Consider the following 23825-nt stretch of genomic DNA (forward strand, 5'->3'; position numbering starts at 1 on the left):
GTGCCACAATGAGAGATGCATACAGGACAAGGCATGCGGCAACATAGTGCCGCAAACCAGAGACTACAAAACAAAAAACCACCCGAAGGTGGTTTTTAATTCAATCGCTGGATTAGCGGATTTGCAGGACTGTTTGTTGCAACGAACTGTTCACTTCCAGCGCCCGTGAGTTAGCCTGAAAGTTACGTTGTGCCGCAATCAGGTCAACCAGCTCGTTGGTCAGGTTGACATTGGAGCTTTCCAAAGCCGACGAGTTAATAGCACCAAGGGTGCCGGTATTGGCTTCGCCGGCCAGCGCTTCACCTGAACGCAGACTTTGTTTCCAGGAAGTATTGCCCGCCTGTGTCAGACCTTGTGGATTGGCAAATTTCACCATGCTGACCTGCGACAGATAAGTCTGGTCGCCATTGCTGTAACTCGCCATCACTTTGCCCGCAGCATCAATATCGATGCTGGTCAGTCGACCTACAGTGGTGCCATCCTGATTTAAGGAACCGACTTCGAACTTGCTGGCATATTGCGTCGGAAAATTCGTTCCAGCCTGGTTACTGAAGTTCACGGTCAAGTTACTGGTAAACTGTGCACCATTGGTTAAATACGCCGTTGTGTTTAACGATGCGGACGGGATCACCAAATCTGGCATTGAAGTCGAAGTTGGAAACTCAGGAATACCGTTGGCATCGAATCTCAGCAAGGTACCAGTCCCGAAGTACTGACCATTGGTCGCGGTTCCTGGTGGGGCGGCTGTATTATCATCAAACACTGCGTAGACTTCCCAATCATTGTCAGTCGCAGTGGCTGTTCGACGGAAATAAAATGACAACACATGTGGTTCACCCAAGCTGTCATAAACTGTGGTGGATGTTGTGGCACCATTGTTATAGGTGGCTTTGTCGGTCGGATTAAAAGCTGGCCAACCGCCTGCAGGCGCAGTCATTGTTGAATTCAGATTCATTGTCATATAGACATTATTGGTAGACCGTGGGGCGCCGGCAGTGCTTGGGATCTGGATCGGTTTGGTTGTGCTCAGACTGACCGAACTGGCAGAGCCTGTTGCCGGGTCGACCGGATAACCCTGCAGAAAGTTGCCGTTATTATCGACAATAAAATTATCTTTGCTGAGTTTAAAAGCACCAGAACGGGTAAAAGTCATATCGCGCGACGACAAATCAGCGGTCAATGCAAAAAAACCGTCGCCGGTGATCGCCATGTCCAGTGAGTTCTGTGTGAATTTCAACGCTCCTTGGCTGAACTGTTGTGCGACTTGTGATGTCGTCACGCCATCACCTACTTTGGTGCGCCCCGGTGAAAAAATTGAGCCTGCATACACGTCAGCAAACTCAGCGCGGGATTCTTTAAAGCCTGTTGTATTCACGTTGGCGATATTATTTGCGGTGGTATCCAGATCTTTCTGGGCCGCTGCCAGACCACTCAATGCAATATTAAAACTCATAGTTCACCTCGATAGTCAGGCATCAGCCTGCTGCAATTTCTAATATGTCTGACATTTTTTTGGCGCCAAGGCCAAGCAAATTCAGTTTCATGTCTGCGGTTGATGTGCCGAGTGTGACACTCGCGACGGGTACATAGCTGGACGTCACCAGACTTTGACTTTTACCATCAACAGTTGCGTCAATTTTCATCGTGTAAAGGCCTGCGGTTTGTTTCACACCGGCTTCATTCGTTCCATCCCAGGCCAGTTCAAACTTACCTTCATCAGGGTTCGTCACCGTATCGCTTTTCAGCAGCGCTCCGCTGGCATCATAGATACTGACTTTCATCGAGGTAGTTTTTCCTGGTACCTCAATTGCGCCATAAGACTTGTTGGTGCCATCAAAAATAAGGGTATCCGAATTCACCCTCACATTGCGCCCAACCAGACTGGATGCCTGCAATGCCTGATTTGAATTCATGCTGGCGGCAAAATCTTTGAAATTGGTATTCAATGAACTGATGCCGTCGGCCATCGTAAAGCTGGTCATTTGCGCAATCATTTGGTCATTCTCAACGGGCTTGGTGGGATCCTGAAATGCCAGTTGCTGCGTCAATAAGGCAAAAAAATCGGACTGGGTTAACGCCCCGCTGTCTTCTTTTTTTGTGCCATCGGTGACACCCTTCAGGCTGTCGATATAACTACTACCGCTGGTATTGGAAACCGTGGTCATCATTTACTCCTTATCAACGCTGACCAAGGGTCAGAGTCCGGCTCAGCATCTGTTTTGCTGCATCAGCGACCTGCACGTTGGCATCATAAGATCGTGATGCAGAAATCATGTTGGCCATTTCTTCCATCACATTTACATTTGGTTTGTAGATAAATCCGTTTTCATCCGCCAGCGGGTGCGCCGGGTTGTACTCTTTGTTCAATGGTGCATCACTCTCGACGACCCCAAGCACTTTAACGCCAGCGCCTTGTTCCGACATCGCATTGTCATACTCAGCAGCAAACACCGGATGACGGCCCCGATAGGTCGACTCTAAATTTGAGCTGACGCTTTCTGCATTGGCTATGTTACTGGCCGTTGTATTTAATCGCAGCGCCTGCGCAGTCAATCCAGTTCCGGCAATATCAAAAACTCGGTATAAGCTCATCAGGATTGTCCTCCTAAAGCTTTTTTTAACCCACTGATTTTACTGTTTAAAAACTGCAGAGAGCTTTGGTATTCCATGGCATTCTGACTAAACGCATTGCGTTCGCGATGAATATCCACGCTATTGCCATCACCTGTATCGGTTTGTTCTACATTGCGGAATAACACTTCGTGGCGAGTTGATGGCGAAATATCAAAGTGCTTGACGTCAGATTGCTGCAAAGAGCCTGTTTGCCGAGCCTGCGCATTTGCCAGAGCAGTATGAAAATCAAGATCTTGTGCTTTGTATCCCGGCGTATCAGCATTGGCTATGTTATTAGCCAACAGCTCAGTTCGCCGTTCACGCAGTAACGTACCCTGCTCATGTAAACCAAATGCGTTGTTAAAACTAATGGCCATGACCCGCTCCTCCATCAAACCTTATTAGTTTGTTAGCAAGAGTCAGGCCAACAGCAGTGTCAGATTTATAACAGTGTTGAAAGGGAAATTGGTTTTGCTGTCAACAAAACCTAGTTCTTGCGGCGATAGATAATACCCGGATTACAGCGAATCATCTCGAAGTCGTTGTTCGTGCTGGATAAAGACTCTGAGGCACCCAAAATGAGGAAACCTTTTGGATTTAGTGCCTGTGCGAACTGACGGATGATTTTTGCTTTCACTTCAGGTGAAAAATAAATCAGTACATTGCGGCAAAAAATGATGTCAAATTTACCAAGCAATGTATAACTGTCCAACAGATTCAAATGACGGAAGCTGACATTACGCCTGGCTACGTCCTTAACCCGCATCATGCCATTCCCACTGTCCTCGAAAAACTTACTACGTCGTTCTGGTGACAGTCCTCGTGATAAAGCTAAGCCATCGTATTCTGCGCGTTGGCAATGCTCGAGCATCGTATTCGATATATCAGTCCCCAATATATGTACACCCAAGCCAAATGCAGCAGGACGCATCTGCTGATACTCAAGACCGGTCATCGCAATTGAATAAGGTTCTTGTCCGCTGGAGCTGGCGGCCGACCATATTTTGACATTACGATGGTCTTTCTCCAGCTCAGGAAAAATTTGCTTCTTTAATAATTCATAGGGATAGGTGTCTCGAAACCATAAAGTTTCGTTCGTGGTCATCGCATCAATAACTGCTGACCTTAGCTGGCGTTCAAAAGGACTCAGCGTTTTGTTTACCAGCTCAGACAAGCTGTCAAGACTAAAACGCATCATCAAAGGCGCCAGCCGGCTTTTGACCAGATATTGTTTATTCTCCCCCAACACAATTCCACATTGCTGCTCGAGGAAATCCCGGAATGTTTTATACTCGCTGTCGTGCAGCTCTTTATTCACGCGTCTGTTTCCGCAAGTTATTCAGTATGCAACCATTTACGTACTGACTCAGCCAATTCATCCGGATTAAATTTGGCAATAAAATCGTCAGCACCAACTTTTTGCACCATTTGCTGATTAAACACTCCGCTGAGTGATGTGTGCAAAATGACGTGCAGTGGCTTGAGTTTAGGATCGAGACGCACTTCGGCAGTCAGGGTATAGCCATCCATATCAGGCATTTCGATGTCGGAAATCAACAGACCAATTTTTTCGGTCACTGACTGCTCACATTGGGCGGCAACTTCTTGCAGGTAGGTTAATGCTTCCCGGCCATTTTTCACCAGATGCATTGCAATGCCCAGACTGTCTAATGCACGTTTCACCTGATTTCGTGCAACTGCGGAGTCATCAGCAATCAGAATAATCCGGTCGCCTAAATCCTGCTGAATCGTCTGAGTTTCAAAGGTATTGCTGACGGCTGTCGGTGACGGTGAGATTTCTTCAAGTATTTTTTCAACGTCGATAATTTCAACTAGTTCCTTATCGATCTCTGTTACTGCAGTTAAATAGCTTTGCCGACCGCCCGTTCCTTTTGGCGGAGGCATAATTGCTTCCCAATTAATATTGATAATGCGCTCGACTGAGTTGACCAGAAATCCCTGCACGGAACGATTATATTCAGCAATGATGATGAAACTATCTTTGGTATTTTCGATCGGCCGTCCGCCGGTCGCCAGACTGAGGTCAATCACCGAAATGGTCTGACCGCGAATGTGAGCTATGCCTCTGACGAACTTATTACGTTTTGGGATTGCAGTAAGCGGCGGGCACTGCAGAACTTCACGCACTTTAAATACATTAATGCCAAATCTTTGACGGCCGGCGAGACGGAATAGCAATAACTCTAACCGGTTCTGCCCGACTAATTGTGTGCGCTGATTGACTGAATCAAGAATACTCGCCATTTAAGACTCCAAGCAAAACAGTTCGGATCGATTCTTGCAGACCTACAGGTAAGTAGAGAGTATCTGCAGCAAAGTACTGAAAATACAAAGAACTGTATGTTATTCCCCTTTGTCGATAAAGCATAGCCGAAACCATATGAAAATGTACGACAATTTTAAGTTAAGCAAGTTAAGTAGTCTGGCATTACTGATCGGATTCCTGCATGGTGCGGCATCTGCTGAAATATATTCACCAGACAAATTGACAGCTGCTGCCGAGCATTGGTTGCAACAAAACGCTGGCTCAGGACAAGCCCAAATCCGCGTATATCCTTTGGATTCTCGCAGTCAGGATCGGGAATGCGCTGTCCCTCTGCAATTCAGTCTGGTAAATCCGAAATTACAAACTCAAAACAGTATAAAAGTGCTGTGTGAGACCGATTCCGGGTGGCAACTTTATCTAAGTGCAAAAGTGAGCCAGATGCAGGAGGTTGTTGTCAGCCGTCGGCAACTGGCGCCGGGAGTCATTCTGAATAAAGAAATGATCCAGATGGAATCCCGAGATCAGCTTTATAGCCGTGGCGCAGTTGTTACAGATCTGGCGCTTCTGGATGGAGCGCGAACTAAAAAATCACTTAGTCGCGGGCAGATTTTAACTTTGCAGGACCTTTGCCTTGTATGTAAAGGAGATATGGTTACAATTGAAGTGATCTCTGGTAGTCTTAGCGTCGCAACCAGCGGCAAAGCGTTATCTGACGGCAGTTTAGGCGACAATATTCAGGTACAAAACCTGAATTCAGGGCGCAAGGTTCAGGCCAGCGTCACGGCAGTAAAAAGAGTCGCGATAAATCTGTAAATAGTCCTAAAGTTTCAGCAGGAGCTGCCGTTAAAATGGTCAAGGAAGAGGCCAGCAGGTCAATGGGGTGTCAAAATGTCTATTAATGTGAATCAAACGGTGCCGGCAACCACCACGGTGAAAACCGATAAAGTTGACCAAAATATTCAGAAACAACAACAGGTTGCACAGCAGCAAACTGGAATTAACCAACCTGCACAACGCCAGGATTCTGTGTCGTTGACCAGTCAGGCGCAACAATTTACCAAAGCACAAGAAAAAGCCAGCAATAGCTCAGGCATAGACCATAAAAAGGTCGACGAGATCAAACAGGCGATTGCCGAAGGCAAATATAAAGTGAACGTAGAGCAGTTAGCGCGTCGCATTGTACAATTTGAAGGCGAGTTGTTCGGTAAAAAATGACCAGTCAGCCCCCTGTCCTTTCCTTACTGATACAACAACAAGAGCACCTCGAAGTGCTTTTGTTGCTTTTAAAGCAAGAGCTTAACGCCATCAGCAGTCGCGACATTACCGCTCTTGAAGAGAATTCCGCTGTCAAGTTGCAGCAGCTTGAACAAATTCAGCTGTTAGACTTACAGATCGCCGGCCACCCCCAATTGCTACAGTTGAAAACAGAGCCATCATTGCTCAGTCAAGTGCATAGCATTGATAGTGTGTTACTGCTGTGCAAAGAACAAAATGAAATCAACCGTCTGACGTTAGAGCAAAGCCAACTGAAAATAGAACGCTTTAAACATGAGTTACTGCAGCAGCGCGGTAAATCAGGACTTACTTATAACGCTAAAGGTAAGCCCGCCCTTGATTCAGTCGGCAAAGGAATAAAAGCCTGATAGAGTCGGACTGTCAACAAATTCACAGTCTTTCATAGCGTTCAGTAATACTTCACCGACTTTATCCGTCTCACAGGTGCTGAATTCTGATAAATTTCATATACCTGCTTGAAATCTAACTCCATCTCTGTAGCGTAAAACTCACCCACCGGATAGGTCTTTACGACACGGGCCCCCTTGATAATGCCCTGTACTGACGCTTTCAGTTTGTCATTACCAATCACCGCCTGCTGCATGGTCACTTTATAGTCAACTTTCTGACCATAAACCTGCTCTGCCAGCTCGCGATACGCTTCTAATTTCGATGCCTTGATTGCCATCAGCATCCGTTGCTCCGCACTATCCGCTTTCTGCTCTGCTAACGGTGCATAGCCAATAGCTTTCAGCACAGGGAATGTTTTTGGCGGGACAGTTTCCCACTGAACTTCGCGGTCATAAAACATGCCGCAACCAGAAAGAAGTCCCAAGCTGAGGAATATAAATACAATGCGCATCTGAACTCTCCGGAAAAATGGTGTGTGGCAAACAATTCCAACACATGACTGCAAAAACTTTGCAGAAATCACGCCAACACTGCTGTCTCCGCAGAAATTCCGCAGCTAAGGCATAGTCTTTGCTTAATCAGTCCAATATCGGAATGCGGAGTTGTGTTATGTCATCGTCAGCCAAATTGTGGGTCCCGGCACTGCTCGGGATCTCTGCCCTACCCGCGACGGCCCAGTGGTATGAAACTACCGGTCGGGCACTGATCAGGCAGGGAGATGAAGCGACAGCCCGCGCACAGGCCACTGAGGACGCTGTGAAACGCGCTTTGTTGTTTGCCGGTGTTAGTATCCGCAGTGTCCAGCAAGTCACTGACGGATTATTGACGCAAGAAAGCCTTCAAGTTGAAAGTAGTGGTGAAGTACAAAATGTGCAATTAGTCTCTGAAATGACCCGCGATGGTTATTTTGAAGTGACCATCCGAGCCGACATTGAGCCGACTGAGGCAATTTGCCCAACGATGGCGTACCGCAAAAAATTATTGATCACACCATTCAGACTGGCGATCCCGGAACAGGCGATTGTGGGCGACCTCTTTAATATCGGTAAAGTCAGCGGCAAAGTATTTAGCAACAAACTGGAAGAAGTTGGTCATAGCAGCTGGCCAGCAGCTTACAACAACCCTATCGATGTCACTGCGTTAAGCTATTTGGAACGTAAGGCACTGCAACAACAGCTTGGCGCCCGTTATGTGCTCAGCGCAAGTATTGACGACGTTTCCTTAGGTGGCACCACAGGGACCAACTGGACGTTCTGGACCGATGCTGACCGGGACCGCTATTATCACTTACAGGTTCAGGTGTTTGATTTGGCCGAAGAACGTACCGTTTTCAGTCAAAAATATCAAACCAACGCGCTGTGGACACATCGAAAATCAACCAATCTTGATCCAGACTATCACCGGTTCTGGGAGACGCCCTACGGTCAGGCAGCTGAGCGAATATTAAATGCCGCGGCGATGGATGTTGAAGAAGCCATCCGTTGCGAACCATTGCAGGCCGAAGTGATACAAGTGAAACAAAATCAGGTACTTCTTAGTATTGGTAAAGCGCATGGTGCCAATGTCGGTGACACGTTCAAGCTGGTGCATCGCCGTGAAATCCCAGATAGCTTTGGGCGGATCCAACCTTTGCTCGCAGTCACTGAGCTGACGGTGAAAATTACCCAACTAAGTAGCGAGGCAGCATGGGCAGAGAGTGTCAACGCCGATTTGTTGGCCAACATACAAGCGGGTGATTTGGCAATGCCAACCCGCAAGCCAGTTGACGACTTTGGTGATGAAGCGGATACCACAGAAGAATGAACTGGCTGCCCCGGCGAGACTCGAACTCACGACTGGCGCTTAGGAGGCACCCGTTATATCCAGTTTAACTACGAGGCAGCAGAGCGACGAGTCTAACAGATGGCCGCACGGCTGTGAATCGCTCTGAAATCAACAGATTAAATAAACAGCGCCTGCATAAGCAGGCATCTGCGTATTATATGACTCTCAACTATTTCAGGGCTGGATTTGTTGCAGTACTAAATGGGGTAGCAAGGTTGATGCAGCCGCGACCACTTGCTGACCTTTGACCGACACCACCCTGCTGTTAATTTGCACACCACGTCGGGTTGTCACCAGCGTTCCGACCAGGATGTAATCCATACCAGCTTTTTCTGATAACTGACGGACATCACGCGACAGAGCAAAATCCCCCTCCCGGCTGACGATAATCTTTCGTGTCAGCTTAAAATCAATCACGTCAACGCCGTGTTGCGGCAGTGTTGTCGCCATTGCTTCGGCGAACTGATTCCCCAGTGCATTGCTGTGTTGCAGACTGTCGTCAAATTCAACAAAACTGGTGACGCCTACTTTGGCGCCTTTTAATACGTCAAATGCTGCCAGTTTAAAGCCAAGCTGGCCGGCATAATCTGCCAGCTGCTTCTTACTATGCTGCAAGTTTGGGTATGGTGATGCTGGCACCACAGCTCCTTCAATTGCTACCGGAAACTCTGAAGGCAACAGTTTACGGGTCAGCCTTCGTTGCGTTGCAGTCACTGGTAAAAATGGCCGGGCATTTGGGTCGTTGGCGACCATCTCCAGCTGAGAGGGCCGGCTGATGGTTCCTGCAGGTTCCGCCTCTGCCATTGGCTTGTCTTGCAACACATAACCATCACTGCCAACGGCTGTAGCATTAGGCTTTTCGGCGGGCACTGTCGCTGCAGAATCAGCAGCACGGCTATGTTTGTCACACTCACACCACTGAGCACAGCCGGACAAACCGATTACTAACAAGCTCAATGCCGTTTTTTTCATCTTATTCACCCTGCTTCAGTAACAGCTTTTCTGAACCACCTGATTGATAGAGTGCGTCCACAACCTGTTGTGGAATGAAACCCTGCGCAGTCGCGGCAACCTTTTTACTGGCCACGGACACCAGCCGTGCATTGATCAAAGTCCCGCCCTGATGACGAACCAATGTCCCACCAAGCACGTATTCAATCGGCTGCTCCTCTTTAAGATCCATAAAATCACGACTGAAGACAAAATCGCCTTGCGGTGTAACCCTAATGTAGTCAGTGGTTTTAAAGTCGATCACGCCAAGGCCAAACTGATGTACTTCGTGCATAAAGCTTTCAGACAACTGATTGCCAAGCAAATCGGTTTGATCATACGGGCCGTCCAGATAAACAAAACTGGTCATGCCTATCACCATTTGTGGATTGACTAAATCGAGATTGGCCACCAGATCATGCATCATACTTTGCACATAGTGATTCACGTTCACGGCTGCTTGTGGTTGATACTGCGATTGCAGCTTCTGAACGGCCTGCTGCGTTGCCTGATAAGCCTCACCGTCGTATAAAGCAGGACTGACAAAATACTGCGGTTTACTGCGCTGCTGTGCCTGGCCTTGTATTTCCACTTCCGCCTCAGCGTTCCCGGTCAGCAGCGAATAACGCTCCCAGCTGGCACAACCGGATAACACTGTCAGACATAGCAACAAAAGACTGTGAATTTTTTTCATAGTTGGTTCCAATTTATTCCGGCGAGTTTAATTGTCACTCTGACGATACAATTTTTGCTGCCGCAGCTGCACTTGCTCAGTGGCGCCCAGCACTTCTGCCGGGATCAGATCTGACGCCGCAGCCACCACCGTATTAGTTTGGATATCGACCATCCGGGCATTTACTGTAGTGTACTGCTCCGCCTGATTCAGCGTGCCCACGATGACGTAACGCACCGCCTGTTGCGTCGCAAGTTCCGCCAAATCACGTGTCAGCAAACGTTCGTGATCGCTGAAGACTTCAACAGCCTGACCTGCCCGCAACTCTTTGACCTGATAGCCGCGCTGTGAAGCCACTGCAATCATGCTTTCCTGTAACTGTAATCCGAGTAAATTTTGTGACAGGTTATAGGGGTCAGGCATGAGATTTCGCAACTCAGTAAAACTGACCACCGCCACTGCCCCCTTGGGCAACGGCTGGATCCCGGCAAACAGCCTGCCAGCCAGACGCTCGGTGTACATTAAAATGGGCCCCACGGCCACATCCTGCACCACAGCGGCAGTTTCCTGCCGCTCTGGTTGTTGCTGGCAGGCCGCTAAACTGGCGCTCAGGGCCAGCAAGATCAAGCTGGAATGTCGCATTGGACCTCCGGACAGATTAAAAAAACAGCTGAATTATCGGAAGTTCAGCAAAAAACCTGCCAGATTTGTTCCTGATGCAAACTTTTATGCCAGAAGTTTGGGGTCTTTGCGCTGCTTGGGTATACTGCCGCGCTTTTGTAGCTTACAGCGCAAGGCTTAGTACACTATGCAATCATCTTATCTCGGTATCGACTTTGGCACCTCCAACTGCACTGCCGGACGACTAAGCCAGTCGCGTCAACCGGAACTTCTGGCACTGGAAGGCGGTTCTGCTTATCTGAGTTCGGCGCTATACCTGCCATGGCCGGACAGCTACGACATTGAGGATGATAGCCAGAAAAAGCCATCACTGGCGCAGCTGTTGCGCCAACCACAACATGCGTTGTTGGGTCAGGCCGCACATGATCGCTACAGTAGCGATCCCCTCGGCGGTATTTTCATTCGCTCACCCAAATCGATGTTGGGTTCAAGACTCAATCCGCTGCAAACTCAGCTCTACCAACAAGTGTGTGGCCTGATGTTGTCACACATCCACCAATGCGCTGACCAAAGTAGCCAGCAACATACTGAATGTGCTGTGATCGGCCGGCCTGTGCATTTTCAGGGCATTGATGGCGCCGACGGTGATGCCCGCGCCGAAACATTGCTGCGCGCCGCAGCGGCCAGCGCTGGTTTTCGTGAAGTGCAATTTGCCTATGAACCAGTCGCAGCGGCCGTTGAATACGAACGCACATTAACGTCTGAACAACTGGTACTTGTGGTTGATATCGGTGGGGGCACGTCTGATATCAGCTTGATCCGCCTGGGCCCAAACCATGCGCATCAGGCCGATCGCAGTGCCGATTTACTCAGTCACGCCGGCCGGCGACTTGGCGGCGTCGATATGGATATCAAACTGGCAATCTATGGCCTGATGCCGTTATTGGGCCGCGGCAGTCTGGCACAAAGCGGGAAACCGCTCCCCTCTGCTTTGTTCAGTGATGCGGTCAACATTATCGATATCTATGCGCAGGAGCAGTTTTATCAACCAGCCACTGCAAAAGAGATTAGCAAGTTACTGGAAATAGCCGCAACGCCTGCGCAAGTCGCATTGCTGCAGACTTTGTATCAGCAGCACCTGAGTTATTATCTGGTGCAGCAGGCGGAACAAGCCAAAATCAATCTGGCAGCAGCGGCGCAGGTGCAGGTCAACCTGGAGCGGCTACAGTCAGGCCTTAGTACCATATTGGACAACGCTATGCTGGACCATGCCCTGTATGTCGAAATGAACAGTTTAAAAGTGTTGATCAGCGATTGCCTGACGGCCGCCGGGGTTGTCCCTGATCAGATTTTTTTAACCGGCGGTGCATCAGCGGCCAGCGGAGTCAAGCGACAATTACAGCAATTACTGCCAGATGTACCACTAATCGCCGGAGATCGCTTCGGTTCAGTTGGTAAAGGCCTGTGCACTCTATCGGCGCTGCATTTCGCCTGACGGCAAAGTAGTGGCCGATCGGCGAAATCCTGACACAAAGATAGCCAGCGCCCGGCATCCAAGGTAGAATGCGCGACTTTTTCGTACAGCCCCACCCCGGCGCGCTGTGCTACCTGGGGTTGATATGTCGTTTTCTGCGTTAAATTTAGATCCGAAGCTGTTACAGGCAATTACTGATGCTGGTTACAGCACGCCTACTCCGATCCAGCAACAAGCCATTCCGGCAGTGCTGAGTGGCCGCGACCTGATGGCCGCTGCCCAGACCGGTACCGGCAAAACTGCCAGCTTCGTACTGCCAATCCTGCAGCAGCTGATGAGTCAGCCAGTGGCGCATCCGCGCCCGGTCCGCGCATTAATCCTGACGCCAACCCGTGAACTGGCCGCGCAGGTCAGTGAACAGGTGGCAAAATACAGCCAACACCTGCAGCCAAAACTGAAACATCTGGTGGTGTTTGGTGGTGTTTCCATCAATCCACAGATGCAGGCTCTGCGTGGCGGTGTTGATATCCTGACTGCAACACCAGGTCGTTTATTAGATTTAATTGGCCAGAACGCCCTGAAAATCAATCAGGTGCAAACGCTGGTCCTTGATGAAGCTGACCGCATGCTGGATATGGGTTTTATCCACGACATCAAGAAAATTCTGGCTTTACTGCCAAAGCAACGGCAAAACCTGCTGTTTTCCGCGACCTTCTCTGATGACATTAAACAGTTCACCAACAAACTGCTGCACAACCCGTTGTCGATCAGTGTGGCGCCACAAAACAGCACCGCTGAAAAAGTTGAACAGCAGGTGTATCAGGTCGCCAAAGGCCAGAAATCAGCCACACTGATCCAGCTGATCGCCAAAAACGACTGGAAACAAGTGTTGGTCTTTATGGCCACCAAACATGAAGCCAATCGCCTGACTGACAAGTTAAACGAAGCCGGCATCAGCGCTGCGGCCATTCACGGCAATAAAAGCCAAAACGCCCGTACTGCAGCCCTGGCCGGCTTTAAATCCAATGAGATCCGCGTGTTGGTTGCCTCTGATGTGGCCGCCCGTGGCATCGACATCGCCCAGCTGCCGTATGTGGTGAACTTCACGCTGCCACGTAGTCCGGCTGATTATGTGCACCGCATCGGCCGGACCGGTCGTGCCGGGATGACCGGGCTTGCTGTGTCACTGGTATATCCGGATGAAGTCAGCCAGCTGAAACAGGTCGAAAAACTGATCGGTATGAAGATCCCACAAGGCAGCATCACAATTGATCCATCCTTGCAGCTGAATGATAAAGAACTGACACAACGCCCGCCACGCCCACCTCGCCCGCAACCAAAAGGGCCGGCCGGCGAACGGGCTGCTCCACGTCAGGGCGCACCACGTCCGGCGCGTAAACCAGCAGCCGCCACTGGTGCTGATGGCAATACCGTCTCACGTCCTGCTGGTCGTCCGGGTCAGCCGCAAGGTCAACGTAAACCACAAGGCGCAGGCCAGAACAGCCCACGCCCACAGCAAAACCGGCCGGCAGCAGCGCGCAAACCACAAGGCACTTCAGCTTAATCCGGCATGACAAGCCAGCAGCTGCGCCAGCGTTTATGGCAACGCCTGACCGAGGCCGGGATCCCACCGGCTTCGCAGCAGGCTTTGCTGGACGCGGGCCGGTTGAGTCTGGTTCCAGCGACTACCTCACCACTCAAACTGTCCCACTGGCTGCCAAACGACAGTCAGCTCTGGGTCGATAACCTGCAGTTACCCGCAGTGCCGCCACGGCAATATTGGGCCTACCACAAACCTGTTGGTGTCGACTGCAATGTCCGGACATCAGATCCACATAGCATCGCGTCAGTACTCCAGCACCTGCCGGCGGGTGTGTTTGCCATTGGCCGGCTCGATAAAGACAGCTGTGGCTTGTTATTGCTCAGTAATGACGGTGCCTTTGCGCAGCGATTACTACACCCTGCGCAACAACATCAGAAAACCTATCAGGTTCAGGTTGATAAAACCGTCAGCACTATAATGCTACAACAGTTGCGTGTGGGTTTATGTTACCGGGCTGGGACGCAGTGGATTGAGGCTCGCCCCTGTCTGGCGGAGCTGCTCGCACCCACATTGCTGCAACTGACGCTGACCGAAGGCAAAAACCGGCAAATTCGTTATATGTGCAAGCAACTTGGGTTAAAAGTATTGCAGTTACAACGCATTAGTATTGGTGCCTTATCATTGCCCGAACTCAATACCGGTGAAGTACGTGAGCTTAGTCCGCAGCAGGTGGCACAGGCGGTGATGGGTTAACCACAGCAGCAGTATGAACGACAGGTAAGGTATAATCCCGCAACCTGGCACAAAGCCACAACGCCAGCGCATATCCACATAAAGACCCCAGCACCACGCCCATCCAGCCTTGCCATTGCCAGAACCAATGCAGATATAAACCGCCGGTACTGGCGCCCAGATAATAGAACACCAGATAAAGCGCACTGGCACTGGCTTTGGCGTGTGTCGCATGTTGATTGACCCAGCCCGTCGCCAGGCTGTGCGTTAAGAAAAAGCCAAAAGCGCTGATAAAAAAGCCCACAACTATCCACAGGATCCCCGGCAACAACGTACAGAGCGAACCAGCCATCATGATGACGACACCAAGCGCCATCCCCTGCGGGATCGACATCCGCCGCGCGACTTTTCCGGAAATAGCCGAGCCCAGCGTACCGGTCAGATAAGTCAAAAATAACAAACCAATCCAGCCGGAACTGAGCGAATAAGGCGGCTCTGCCAGAACAAAAGCGATGTAAGTATATTGATTCAGATAGATAAAAAAATTAAGCCCGCCAAGCAGAAACGTCAGCAACAAAACTTTTTGCCGCAGATGATACCAGTTGTATCTGAGCGCTTGGCGTGCCGAAAAAGCTTTGCGGACAAAATGCTGCGACGCCGGCAGATAGCGCCAGAATACCCAAAGTAATCCAAGTGACAGCAGGCTCCACAACCAGAACACCCACTGCCAGTGGCCCAGTTCTGCACCAAAACCGGCCAGAACCCGTCCGGAAATGCCGCCTAAAGAACTGGCACTGATATAGAGGCCAACTGCGGTCAACAACGCGGGTTTCTCCAGCTCTTCGCCCATGTACGCTACTGCAATGGCCGGCAATCCACCGAGAAAAAAACCCTGCAGTGCGCGGCCCCACAGGAGTGCGCTGAAAGATTCGACCTGGGTCAGCAATAAAGTGCTGCAGGTCATGCCAATCAGACTGAAACCAAGCAAGGCACGCCGGCCAATGGCATCGGACAGCGCACTGTACAACAACAGTGACAAGCCAAGGGTCAGGGTGCCGATCGCATAACTCCAGCTGGCCTGCAGCGGCGTCAGGACAAACAACCTGCTCAGTTCCGGCAGCAACGGCTGTAAAGCGTGCAGATTGGCAAATACCACGACAGCGGCAAAGCAGAGGACCCAGGTGATTTGCCGGTACTGCCGGCTGCCTTTGCCATACATCGGTAAATACTCCATACCAGATCCGGCCAGAAGGTGGATTCGCTGCGGCCGCTCTTGCTGATGTTGCGATGAAAAGGTGTATCATAACGACTTTTGCATGATTGATCTCTGAGGACTTTTTGATGCGTTTATCTTTAATTACCGCCGCTATTGCTGCCGGCTTGCTGAGCGCCTGTCAGCCAGCGGCCGACAGCAGCACCAGTCAGCCGCAGCCAGCCGCAGTCACACCAACCGTCAAAGCCGCCAGTCCTTATGCCGCGGATTATTATCAGGCGGCAACCCAAGCATTATTTCAGGCGCGTCCGCTCAGTGCTTCGGCATACAGTTTGTCAGAAAGCCAGGTTGGCAAACCTTTTGCCGGCGAGATGGAGTTTTACAACAGCAGCGCTGAAAATGCCTTGCGTGAAAATATGGCAGTTAATGCCAAAGCGCTGAGTGCCTTACCACTGCCAGAATTACCCGCCAATGCTATCAGCCAGCAAGTCATGGCCAATATTCTGGCTTTTTATGCCGGCGACCCGCGTTTCTCACAAGGTTACATCGATATCTGGATGGGCCATTCCCCATTTATTATCAATCAAATCAATGGCCCAACCATTGATATGCCTGGTGCCTTGTTAAATTCTCACCCGGTAAAAAACGCTGCTGACGCACAGAACTATCTGCAACGGCTGGAACAATTTGGCCCGGCATTGCGTTCAGTCAGCGATAAATTTGCCACCGACCAAAAATCTGGCTGGTTACCACCCCGCGTGCTGTTAGATAAATCGAGCAAAATTCTCAGTACTTATGCACAGCCTGATGCAAAAGCCCATGCGCTATATCAGGATTTCGAGAAAAAACTCAATGCAGCAACCGGGATAGATGCTGCCAGCAAAACTCAATATCTGGGCCGGGCAGCTGAACTGATCAGCACTGTGGTCGCACCGGCTTATCAGCAGCTGCATGACGATGTCAAAGCCGCATTACCCAATGCCCGAATCGAAGCCGGTATTTGGGCACAACCCAATGGCAGCGATTTTTACGCCTATTCGGTGCGCCAGCTTGGTGACACCACACTGACGCCGGAACAAATCCACCAGGTGGGTCTGGACGAAGTGGCGCGGATCAGTAAAGCCATGGACAAAATTCTCAAAGCCAACGGTTACAATGAAGGCAGTGTTGGCGACCGGATGGCGGCACTCAATGAAGAGCCACGCTTTTTATATGAAGATTCAGATGCAGGCCGCGCGCAGCTGCTGGCTGATCTAAACGGCTACATTAAAGAGATGGACGGCCGGATCAGCGAACAATTTAAAACCCGCCCACCCTATACTGTCGAAGTGCGCCGTATTCCGGTTGAAGTACAGGACAGCGCGGCTGGTGGTCAGTACACCTCGCCGGCCATCGACGGCAGCAAACCTGGCATCTATTGGATCAATCTGGCCGACATGAAAGCCAACGCTAAATTTGATTTAAAAACACTGACTTATCATGAAGCCAATCCAGGTCATCATTGGCAGATCGCCTTGAATCTGGCGCAGGAGCAATTGCCATTGCTGCAGCGTATTGCACCATACAACGCTTATGCAGAAGGCTGGGGTTTATATTCCGAGCTGGTTGCGGCGGAAATGGGCATGTACAAAAATGACCCGTTCGGTGATTTAGGCCGGCTCAAGGCCGAACTGTTCCGCTCGGTGCGGCTGGTCGTTGACACCGGCCTGCACGCGAAAAAATGGACCCGTGAGCAGGCAATCCAATATATGGCCGACACCACCGGTACCGCGTCTTCCGATGTGATCAGCGAAATTGAACGCTATATGGCCTGGCCTGGTCAGGCGCTTGGTTACAAACTTGGCATGTTAAAGCTGGTGGAGCTCAGAGAAAAAGCCCGTCAGGCGCTGGGCGATAAATTTGATATCAGGGCCTTCCATGACATGGTCCTGCTCGGCGGCGCAATGCCGATGCTCATCCTGGAAAAACAAACTGATCAGTGGATCCAGCAGCAGCTACAGCAGCAGTAATGGGCTTGACCAGCCTGTTTTTTTATCGCAGGCTGGTTTTTATTTCATCACAAAGGCAGGCGGTAATGCACGCAACACAACAGGAATGGCTGCAACTGCAGCAAAGTTACGATCAGATGGAAAAACACGCGTTGTGGCTGCGGCTGCTGTGTCTGACGCTGTGGCTGGCTTTAGTTGAAAACGAAAGCAGCGTCGTGCTGCAGGCTGGCCTGATTGGCTTTTGCTGGTTGAACGAAGCGCTGTGGAAAGCGCAGCAGGACCGCGCTGGCTTGCGTTTACTTGCATTGGAAGCAGCGCTGCGCGAAGGCAAGGACATTGCCTGCCAGTGGCAAACCAGTTGGCAGGCCGAGCGGCCGGGTGTGGTCGGTCTGATTGGCAGCTATCTGCAAGCCGCACTGAAACCCACGGTTGCAATTAGTTATCTGATCCTGGCTGGCGCCAGTTTGTATCGTTACCTGTTTTAACTCTGCATAAGCCTGAGTCCGCTCAGGCTTTGTCTTCTGCTTTGATTTTGGTCACCAGCAACTGGTCGATTTTATAGCTGTCGATATCGACCACTTCAAATTTGTAGCCGCAGTAATTGACCGAGTCGGTGCGCTTAGGAATTTTGCGCAGCATATACATCATAAAACCGGCAATGGTTTCATAGTTTTGCTGATCCGGAAAGGCATCAATTTCCAGCGCCCGCATCACGTCGTCCAGCGGCGTTAAGCCTTCAACTAACCACGAATCATCATCCCGTTTGACGATTTGCTCTTCTTCCGAGTGCACTAACTCGCCCATCACGATACTCATTACATCTTTGAGCGTGATCATGCCAACCACCATCGCGTATTCGTTCAGGATCACGGCAAAATCAACACCGCTGCTTTTGAAATGCTCCAGCACTTCGTACAACGACAGCGTGTCCGGAATAATCAGCGGCGTATGGAGCATGCCAGGATGCGTGATCGAAATCGGCAGACCGTTCAGCACCTGCACCAGCAATTCCCGTGATTCAATGTAACCCACCACCCGATCCAGACTGGTGTCACAGACCAAAAACCGTGCGTGCGGCGAATCCAGCAACTTTTTGCGGATACTGTCTTCGGCTTCACCCAGGATAAAATAGACCAGACTTTCACGCGGGGTCATCGCCGATGTCACGGTACGCTGGTCCATATCAAACACATTTTCCAGCAGTTTATGTTCCTGCTGCTGCAACACACCGGCTTCGGCGCCTTCATCCATCATCGAGATGATATCTTCCGGTGTAATTTGATCTTTGCGGTGGATCGGAACATTGAACAACCGGAACACCAGATTCGCGACACTGTTAAACAAAAACACCAGTGGTTTCAGTACCACCAACAGCGCCAGAATTGGCCGCACCACGACCAAGGCAACCTGCTCAGGCGCCAGCATGGCAAGACGCTTCGGCATCAAATCGGCAAACAAAATAAACAAGGTCGTTACCAATAAAACCGACAAGCCAAAGCTGATATTTTCCAGCCAGACGCCGTTGTAAGTGTCGCGTAACAAATCGGCAATATAAGGGGTGAAAGCTGCCTCACCGAGGATACCGCCGAGGATCGCCACAGCATTGAGGCCAATCTGCACGATAGTGAAAAAATTACCCGGGTGCTGCTGCAATTCAAGGACTTTACTGGCGCGTGCTTCGCCTTCAGCCACCAACTGGCGCAGGCGTAATTTACGTGCGGCTGCGAGTGCAATTTCGGACATGGAAAAAAATGCGCTGATCGTGATCAGCAATATGATGATGAGGATATGTTCAAATAACGACATGGATCTGCCTTTTACGGTTACCGCCCGCAGCGTAGCAGGCTTGTCTGACATTGGTATGACGTTTGCCATCCCAATGTCATGCAAGGCCAAAAGTTGGCACTAAATTGCAGTATAGGCTTTTACACGTTTTATTTCAGCTGGTTATCAATATGCATAAAGGCCGCAGTCATCACAACTGCGACCTTCAGCCTGGGAATGCATCAAAGCTTTAACTGGGTGCCCAGATACTGCTGAACCATCCGGAAGTATTTTTGTTGATTTTCTTCACCATAAAAACCATGGGTTTCATCGTCAAAAATCTGCCATTGATAAGGTTTGCCGGCTTTATCCAATGCAGCTTTTAACCGTTCGGCATGCTCTATCGGCGCCCGCTCGTCACGTGCGCCGTGAATAATCAACAAGTGCGCCTTCAATTTGCCAGCTTGGTGTGTTGGTGAAAATTGCGCTAACTGTGCTTCATCCTGGCCTAACACTTCGTTCAAATAGGCTTTGCCAAAATAGACTCTGGGCACATCCCCTTCTTTGCCCATGATTGATAAGTCATAGACACCGGCAACAGCCACACCGCACTTGTACAGATCCGGCGCCATTGTCGCGGCCTGTACCGCAGAATAGCCACCAAAAGAGCCGCCCATCAGACAAATATTGCCAGCTTTGGCATGGCCCTGACTGACAGCCCATTGGGTACCATCGATGATGTCTTGCTGGATCAGACCGCCCCACTGACGGAACCCTGCCCGCTGGTAAGCCTGACCATAGCCACCGGACCCCCGGTAGTTGACCTGCAACACGTTATAGCCACTCAGAGCCAACAATTGCACCTCGGCATTGAACTCCCAACTGTCACGGACAAAATGCGGGCCGCCATGTACCAGCACTACCATTGGTTTTTCGGCAGACTGCTTCGGTGCCTTGGTCAGATAACCATTAATTTTCAGGCCATCGCGGGCGGCAAATTGGATCGGTTCAACCGGCGCCAGATTCGTACCAGCAAGTTCTGGACTGACATCCGCCAGTTTCGACAGCGATACTTTCTGATTGTCGTACAGATAATAGGTGCCCGGGTTCACGTCTGAACTGACATACACTATCCATTTGTGTCCATCACGCGTCTGGCTGGTGATATCCACTTTTTCGCCCGGGAAAGTCGCCAGCAATTCTTTAAAAATTTTGGCTTCAGCATGGTCGTTGGTCAACAGCAAATAAGCCGGCCGGCCATCATCGACCCGGATGCCGTATACACCGCGCTCATCAGTAGTCCGGATGGCTTCTGTCACATCAACATTGGCATCGGTATACACCTCATCATACTTTCCGGTGGCCAGATTGAGTTTGTGCACGCCACTCAGGCCGCCTTTCGGATTATCAATCACATAAAGTGACTTATTATCTGCAGTAACCGCGACTGGATCAAACATGTTGCCATATTGCAGGGCAGGCATCGCTTCCCAGTCATTACTTGTGCTGTCAGCTGGCCGGATAAACACTTCTTTTTCGCGCTGCCGGTTGACTCCCGCCGCAACTCTTGGTCGTCCGTTTGCCCCCGGAACTACATCGGCCAGTGGTGTCGGTAAACGACCTCTGCTTTGCGTGCGGCCGTTGTAAATATCCATCGCCAATACTTCTGGGTAGGCTTCGCCATCCAACGTTGCCGGGATACTTTTAATCAGCACCCGGTTGTTTTCATCCGGTACCATATCGATAAAATCACCGTAGGCATCGCGGGACACACGCTTTTTGAAATTACTTCCCACTTGTTGCTCAGCGGCACGATAACCGAACAACAAGCCATTTTTGCTGCCGTCGACATTGACGCCATATAATTCACCAGTATGCACCGGTTCTTTTTCCCATGGCCGTAATGCAGTGATTTTGAAAATTACCCGTTTATCAGTGACCCACTGATACTCACCGACCTGTAAGTCACCACCCATCGGCACCGAACTCAGCATGGTTAAAGTTTTAGCATCTAAAAATACCAAGACGGCTTTGTTATTGCTGTATGTCTTCGCGGCCAGATAGTTGCCGTCAGGTGAAATTTTAAAATCGAATAATGTCGGTTTTTTAGTCAGTAAAGTAGGCAGATCAGACACAGCGGCCAGCGACTGTGCACTGAACAGCCCGAAGCATGCAGCAAGCATACTGCGGCGAAATAATGCAGATAATTTCATTAACAAATCCTTTTGTGAGGTATTTATATTTATGAATAGCTTAAATAAGTATGATATACAAATAAATAACAAACTTTCCGAAATTTTCCGAGCAATATTTGCTTACATTTGCAAAAAAAGCTCGCGGGCGCGTTGGTACACCCACAGTGCTAAAGCGGGGTCATAACGTTCACCTTCATCGCGCATAAACGCATGTTCAGCATTGACTTCATGCCAGTCGAAACTGACACCGGATTGTTGCAGCTGTTGTTGGATCTGACGCCGTCCGGCTTCCGCCACATGCGGATCTTGCCGGCCAAACACAAACACTAATTGCGCCGTACTTTCGCCAACCCGCGCCAACGTCTGGCCAGCATTACCTGCAGGCAGCGTGTCACTGTGTAAATCTGTCGGATACAAACAAAGGGCAGCCCGCACCTGCGGCTGTAAAGCGGCACGCAGCGCCAGGTGACCACCAATACACACACCCATCGCGCCAACCCGGCCGTCCCAGTGCGCCAGCGTCTGCAAATATGCGATCAGCGCCTGATTGTCGCTGTCATAATGACCTAAAGGTTTGGTCCATTTGTCCTGATTGCCTTTATCTTTACCGGCATCATCGTATGCCAGCACAGTGCCTGGCGGATTCAGTTCATGGAATACTTCGGGCACCAAAACTAACAGGCCCTGACCGGCCAGTATGGTCGCCATCCGCGTTATAGGTGCCGTGATCTGGAAAATTTCTGAATATAACAATACCGCCGGGTAAGGCTTGTCAGCTTTGGGCTGATAGACTGCAACCCGCATTGGGCCTGTTGGCGTGGTTAAATCAACAACAGATGTCTGAACCTGCATAAATCCCTCTGGATGTCTTGATGGCTGTACTGCAAAGGCGGCAGTGTAATTTCTGCGATGACTTTTGCAAAGTACCGCCGCTATGGCTGTGACGGAGTTGTATCAGTGATACGCGGAAAGATCAGCCGGACTAATAAACCCGGTGGCTGATTCAACAGCTGCAGGCTGCCACCATGTGATTCCATAATATCGCTGCACAAGGTCAGGCCAATACCCGATCCCTGTACTTTGGTGGTGTAAAACGGCACTAAGGCATGCTGCAGCACTTCAGCACTGACACCGCCACCGTCATCCTGTAATTCCAGTACCAGCTGCTGCGGGAATTCCTGCAGTTTCAGCGTCGTACCGCTGCCACTGGCGCCGGCCTCATGCGCATTTTTCAGCAAATTCAGTAACAACTGCGTGAGCTGTGCACCGTCCAGATACCAGGCATGCCGGGGCAGATCGCCCAGTAACTCAAATTCGTACTGATTTTGTAATGCATTGATAAGTTTTGGAAAATTAACCAGTGATGGCACTGGCGGCGGCAGTTTTGCAAAATTCAGGTAGCCCTGCAGAAAACCGTTTAACTGCTGACAACGCTCACCGATATGGGCAAAAATCTGCACCAGCTGTTGGTTGTCTGGTGGCTCCGCAGCGCTAGACTGGCTCAGCAAGCGGGCGCCGGAAAACGCCAGCGATGACATCGGTGCCAGGCTGTTATTCAGTTCATGCCCAATCACCCGGATGAGTTTTTTCCAGGCTTTCACTTCTTCCTGCTTAAATTCCCTTGTCATCGGTTTGAGCTGATACAACCAGTGCTGACGCTGATTCAACCGGAACGGACTGACCGATATATGCCAGACACTTTGCGCATCGCCTAAATGGATCAGGCCTTGTTGGGCACGCTGACAAGCCTGCAGTAATTCCGGCCAGTCGGCTAAAACCTTGCTGAGCAGACTGCCATCAAACTTGCGGCCCTGACACAACAGATGCCGGGCCGCCGGGTTGCTCAGCAGCACCCGTCCGCCCTCGTCGGTCAGGATCAATGCACTGGGACTGGTCTGTAATACGGTGTCGAGCAATAACTCACGTTGATACAGGGTGGCGCGCTGGCGCATCAGCTCGGCTGACATGTCATTCAGCGCGTTGGCCAGTGGCTTGAGTTCGCCCAGGATCTCACTGTTGGCAGCCAGATTAAAACTCTGGTCACGCAAACTGTCAGCTTGCAGATTCAGCGCCAACACTTCCTGATCCAGTTGCTGCAAATAGCGCCCTAACAGCAGCACCAGCGCCAGCGTCAATCCGCCATAGCTACCCCACAACGCATAAGACTGCGGCGCAAGTTGCCACAACAACCCGGCAAAACCTGCCAGCAGCAGTGTAATCAT

At 50.4% G+C, this 23825-nt stretch carries 24 protein-coding genes and 1 tRNA gene; 9 read left to right on the forward strand and 16 right to left on the reverse strand.

The window, feature by feature from the left end:
- Positions 1-112: 112 nt before the first annotated feature.
- The 6 genes from flgE to ATY27_RS00170 all read right to left on the reverse strand — a co-directional run bounded on the left by flgE (position 113) and on the right by ATY27_RS00170 (position 4878).
- The gene (gene flgE / locus ATY27_RS00145) at positions 113-1453 is read right to left on the reverse strand and encodes a flagellar hook protein FlgE (RefSeq protein ID WP_208932142.1); all 1341 of its coding nucleotides are present in this window, start codon (positions 1451-1453) and stop codon (positions 113-115) included.
- 22 nt (positions 1454-1475) lie between these two features.
- Positions 1476-2168 (reverse strand): flagellar hook assembly protein FlgD, encoded by a 693-nt coding sequence (locus ATY27_RS00150; protein WP_244151369.1) that lies wholly within the window; start codon positions 2166-2168, stop codon positions 1476-1478.
- A gap of 10 nt (positions 2169-2178) precedes the next feature.
- On the reverse strand, positions 2179-2592 hold the full coding sequence (flgC, locus tag ATY27_RS00155; protein WP_208932143.1) for a flagellar basal body rod protein FlgC: 414 nt from the start codon (positions 2590-2592) through the stop codon (positions 2179-2181).
- A complete protein-coding gene (gene flgB, locus ATY27_RS00160) occupies positions 2592-2990 on the reverse strand; it encodes a flagellar basal body rod protein FlgB (protein WP_208932144.1) in 399 nt (132 codons plus the stop codon). The genes flgC and flgB overlap by 1 nt, the downstream gene beginning before the upstream one ends.
- 110 nt (positions 2991-3100) lie before the next feature.
- On the reverse strand, positions 3101-3931 hold the full coding sequence (locus tag ATY27_RS00165; protein WP_244151370.1) for a protein-glutamate O-methyltransferase CheR: 831 nt from the start codon (positions 3929-3931) through the stop codon (positions 3101-3103).
- Between the two features lie 17 nt (positions 3932-3948).
- Positions 3949-4878 (reverse strand): chemotaxis protein CheV, encoded by a 930-nt coding sequence (locus ATY27_RS00170; protein WP_208932145.1) that lies wholly within the window; start codon positions 4876-4878, stop codon positions 3949-3951.
- 136 nt (positions 4879-5014) lie between these two features.
- On the opposite strand from ATY27_RS00170, the gene flgA reads away from it, so the two are divergent.
- The 3 genes from flgA to flgN all read left to right on the forward strand — a co-directional run bounded on the left by flgA (position 5015) and on the right by flgN (position 6543).
- Positions 5015-5713: a flagellar basal body P-ring formation chaperone FlgA gene (flgA, locus tag ATY27_RS00175; protein ID WP_208932146.1), complete on the forward strand. Its 699-nt coding sequence runs from the start codon at positions 5015-5017 to the stop codon at positions 5711-5713.
- A 75-nt stretch (positions 5714-5788) separates the two neighbouring features.
- Complete coding sequence (flgM, locus tag ATY27_RS00180; protein WP_208932147.1) at positions 5789-6115, forward strand: flagellar biosynthesis anti-sigma factor FlgM; 327 nt, start codon at positions 5789-5791, stop codon at positions 6113-6115.
- Positions 6112-6543, forward strand: a complete 432-nt coding sequence (flgN, locus tag ATY27_RS00185) for a flagellar export chaperone FlgN (protein WP_208932148.1) — start codon at positions 6112-6114, stop codon at positions 6541-6543. Before flgM ends, flgN begins: the two co-directional genes overlap by 4 nt.
- A gap of 41 nt (positions 6544-6584) precedes the next feature.
- On the opposite strand, the gene ATY27_RS00190 is transcribed toward flgN, so the two are convergent.
- Positions 6585-7037, reverse strand: a complete 453-nt coding sequence (locus tag ATY27_RS00190; protein ID WP_208932149.1) for an LPP20 family lipoprotein — start codon at positions 7035-7037, stop codon at positions 6585-6587.
- A gap of 158 nt (positions 7038-7195) precedes the next feature.
- Here ATY27_RS00190 and ATY27_RS00195 point away from each other — a divergent pair, with 158 nt between their 5' ends.
- Positions 7196-8389 (forward strand): flagellar assembly protein T N-terminal domain-containing protein, encoded by a 1194-nt coding sequence (locus ATY27_RS00195; protein ID WP_208932150.1) that lies wholly within the window; start codon positions 7196-7198, stop codon positions 8387-8389.
- Positions 8390-8391: 2 nt separating this feature from the next.
- On the opposite strand, the gene ATY27_RS00200 is transcribed toward ATY27_RS00195, so the two are convergent.
- From ATY27_RS00200 to ATY27_RS00215, 4 genes are all read right to left on the reverse strand, one after another.
- Positions 8392-8467 (reverse strand) — tRNA-Arg (locus ATY27_RS00200).
- A gap of 117 nt (positions 8468-8584) precedes the next feature.
- Positions 8585-9382: a FlgO family outer membrane protein gene (locus tag ATY27_RS00205; protein WP_208932151.1), complete on the reverse strand. Its 798-nt coding sequence runs from the start codon at positions 9380-9382 to the stop codon at positions 8585-8587.
- A gap of 1 nt (position 9383) precedes the next feature.
- A complete protein-coding gene (locus ATY27_RS00210) occupies positions 9384-10094 on the reverse strand; it encodes a FlgO family outer membrane protein (RefSeq protein WP_208932152.1) in 711 nt (236 codons plus the stop codon).
- A 27-nt stretch (positions 10095-10121) separates the two neighbouring features.
- Positions 10122-10715, reverse strand: coding sequence for a FlgO family outer membrane protein (locus ATY27_RS00215; protein ID WP_208932153.1), 594 nt, complete (start codon positions 10713-10715; stop codon positions 10122-10124).
- Between the two features lie 166 nt (positions 10716-10881).
- Here ATY27_RS00215 and yegD point away from each other — a divergent pair, with 166 nt between their 5' ends.
- From yegD to ATY27_RS00230, 3 genes are all read left to right on the forward strand, one after another.
- A complete protein-coding gene (gene yegD, locus ATY27_RS00220) occupies positions 10882-12189 on the forward strand; it encodes a molecular chaperone (protein ID WP_208932154.1) in 1308 nt (435 codons plus the stop codon).
- A 124-nt stretch (positions 12190-12313) separates the two neighbouring features.
- Positions 12314-13732 carry a DEAD/DEAH box helicase gene (locus ATY27_RS00225; protein ID WP_208932155.1) on the forward strand — a complete coding sequence of 473 codons (1419 nt, stop codon included), beginning with the start codon at positions 12314-12316 and terminating at the stop codon, positions 13730-13732.
- A 6-nt stretch (positions 13733-13738) separates the two neighbouring features.
- Positions 13739-14464 carry a pseudouridine synthase gene (locus ATY27_RS00230; RefSeq protein WP_208932156.1) on the forward strand — a complete coding sequence of 242 codons (726 nt, stop codon included), beginning with the start codon at positions 13739-13741 and terminating at the stop codon, positions 14462-14464.
- On the opposite strand, the gene ATY27_RS00235 is transcribed toward ATY27_RS00230, so the two are convergent.
- The gene (locus ATY27_RS00235) at positions 14427-15677 is read right to left on the reverse strand and encodes an MFS transporter (RefSeq protein WP_244151371.1); all 1251 of its coding nucleotides are present in this window, start codon (positions 15675-15677) and stop codon (positions 14427-14429) included. The genes ATY27_RS00230 and ATY27_RS00235 overlap by 38 nt on opposite strands.
- Before the next feature lie 107 nt (positions 15678-15784).
- Between ATY27_RS00235 and ATY27_RS00240 the strand changes: the two genes are divergently transcribed.
- Both ATY27_RS00240 and ATY27_RS00245 read left to right on the forward strand, forming a co-directional pair.
- Positions 15785-17665: a DUF885 domain-containing protein gene (locus tag ATY27_RS00240; RefSeq protein ID WP_208932157.1), complete on the forward strand. Its 1881-nt coding sequence runs from the start codon at positions 15785-15787 to the stop codon at positions 17663-17665.
- Between the two features lie 65 nt (positions 17666-17730).
- Positions 17731-18129, forward strand: a complete 399-nt coding sequence (locus ATY27_RS00245; RefSeq protein WP_208932158.1) for a hypothetical protein — start codon at positions 17731-17733, stop codon at positions 18127-18129.
- 22 nt (positions 18130-18151) lie between these two features.
- Here the strand turns inward: ATY27_RS00245 and ATY27_RS00250 are convergent, their stop codons facing one another.
- From ATY27_RS00250 to ATY27_RS00265, 4 genes are all read right to left on the reverse strand, one after another.
- Positions 18152-19450, reverse strand: coding sequence for a hemolysin family protein (locus ATY27_RS00250; RefSeq protein WP_208932159.1), 1299 nt, complete (start codon positions 19448-19450; stop codon positions 18152-18154).
- Positions 19451-19650: 200 nt separating this feature from the next.
- Complete coding sequence (locus tag ATY27_RS00255) at positions 19651-21621, reverse strand: S9 family peptidase (protein WP_208932160.1); 1971 nt, start codon at positions 21619-21621, stop codon at positions 19651-19653.
- 102 nt (positions 21622-21723) lie between these two features.
- The gene (locus ATY27_RS00260) at positions 21724-22455 is read right to left on the reverse strand and encodes a dienelactone hydrolase family protein (RefSeq protein ID WP_208932161.1); all 732 of its coding nucleotides are present in this window, start codon (positions 22453-22455) and stop codon (positions 21724-21726) included.
- Positions 22456-22535: 80 nt separating this feature from the next.
- Positions 22536-23825 carry an ATP-binding protein gene (locus tag ATY27_RS00265; protein ID WP_208933365.1) on the reverse strand — a complete coding sequence of 430 codons (1290 nt, stop codon included), beginning with the start codon at positions 23823-23825 and terminating at the stop codon, positions 22536-22538.

Source organism: Rheinheimera sp. F8, from assembly GCF_001518915.1.

Excerpts from the sequence above, each read along its gene's own strand:
- flgE (WP_208932142.1), bottom strand. The coding sequence starts at position 1,453 with ATGAGTTTTAATATTGCATTGAGTGGTCTGGCAGCGGCCCAGAAAGAT.
- ATY27_RS00150 (WP_244151369.1), bottom strand. The coding sequence starts at position 2,168 with ATGATGACCACGGTTTCCAATACCAGCGGTAGTAGTTATATCGACAGC.
- flgC (WP_208932143.1), bottom strand. The coding sequence starts at position 2,592 with ATGAGCTTATACCGAGTTTTTGATATTGCCGGAACTGGATTGACTGCG.
- flgB (WP_208932144.1), bottom strand. The coding sequence starts at position 2,990 with ATGGCCATTAGTTTTAACAACGCATTTGGTTTACATGAGCAGGGTACG.
- ATY27_RS00170 (WP_208932145.1), bottom strand. The coding sequence starts at position 4,878 with ATGGCGAGTATTCTTGATTCAGTCAATCAGCGCACACAATTAGTCGGG.
- flgA (WP_208932146.1), top strand. The coding sequence starts at position 5,015 with ATGAAAATGTACGACAATTTTAAGTTAAGCAAGTTAAGTAGTCTGGCA.
- flgM (WP_208932147.1), top strand. The coding sequence starts at position 5,789 with ATGTCTATTAATGTGAATCAAACGGTGCCGGCAACCACCACGGTGAAA.
- flgN (WP_208932148.1), top strand. The coding sequence starts at position 6,112 with ATGACCAGTCAGCCCCCTGTCCTTTCCTTACTGATACAACAACAAGAG.
- ATY27_RS00190 (WP_208932149.1), bottom strand. The coding sequence starts at position 7,037 with ATGCGCATTGTATTTATATTCCTCAGCTTGGGACTTCTTTCTGGTTGC.
- ATY27_RS00195 (WP_208932150.1), top strand. The coding sequence starts at position 7,196 with ATGTCATCGTCAGCCAAATTGTGGGTCCCGGCACTGCTCGGGATCTCT.
- ATY27_RS00205 (WP_208932151.1), bottom strand. The coding sequence starts at position 9,382 with ATGAAAAAAACGGCATTGAGCTTGTTAGTAATCGGTTTGTCCGGCTGT.
- ATY27_RS00210 (WP_208932152.1), bottom strand. The coding sequence starts at position 10,094 with ATGAAAAAAATTCACAGTCTTTTGTTGCTATGTCTGACAGTGTTATCC.
- ATY27_RS00215 (WP_208932153.1), bottom strand. The coding sequence starts at position 10,715 with ATGCGACATTCCAGCTTGATCTTGCTGGCCCTGAGCGCCAGTTTAGCG.
- yegD (WP_208932154.1), top strand. The coding sequence starts at position 10,882 with ATGCAATCATCTTATCTCGGTATCGACTTTGGCACCTCCAACTGCACT.
- ATY27_RS00225 (WP_208932155.1), top strand. The coding sequence starts at position 12,314 with ATGTCGTTTTCTGCGTTAAATTTAGATCCGAAGCTGTTACAGGCAATT.
- ATY27_RS00230 (WP_208932156.1), top strand. The coding sequence starts at position 13,739 with ATGACAAGCCAGCAGCTGCGCCAGCGTTTATGGCAACGCCTGACCGAG.
- ATY27_RS00235 (WP_244151371.1), bottom strand. The coding sequence starts at position 15,677 with ATGGAGTATTTACCGATGTATGGCAAAGGCAGCCGGCAGTACCGGCAA.
- ATY27_RS00240 (WP_208932157.1), top strand. The coding sequence starts at position 15,785 with ATGCGTTTATCTTTAATTACCGCCGCTATTGCTGCCGGCTTGCTGAGC.
- ATY27_RS00245 (WP_208932158.1), top strand. The coding sequence starts at position 17,731 with ATGCACGCAACACAACAGGAATGGCTGCAACTGCAGCAAAGTTACGAT.
- ATY27_RS00250 (WP_208932159.1), bottom strand. The coding sequence starts at position 19,450 with ATGTCGTTATTTGAACATATCCTCATCATCATATTGCTGATCACGATC.
- ATY27_RS00255 (WP_208932160.1), bottom strand. The coding sequence starts at position 21,621 with ATGAAATTATCTGCATTATTTCGCCGCAGTATGCTTGCTGCATGCTTC.
- ATY27_RS00260 (WP_208932161.1), bottom strand. The coding sequence starts at position 22,455 with ATGCAGGTTCAGACATCTGTTGTTGATTTAACCACGCCAACAGGCCCA.
- ATY27_RS00265 (WP_208933365.1), bottom strand. The coding sequence starts at position 23,825 with ATGATTACACTGCTGCTGGCAGGTTTTGCCGGGTTGTTGTGGCAACTT.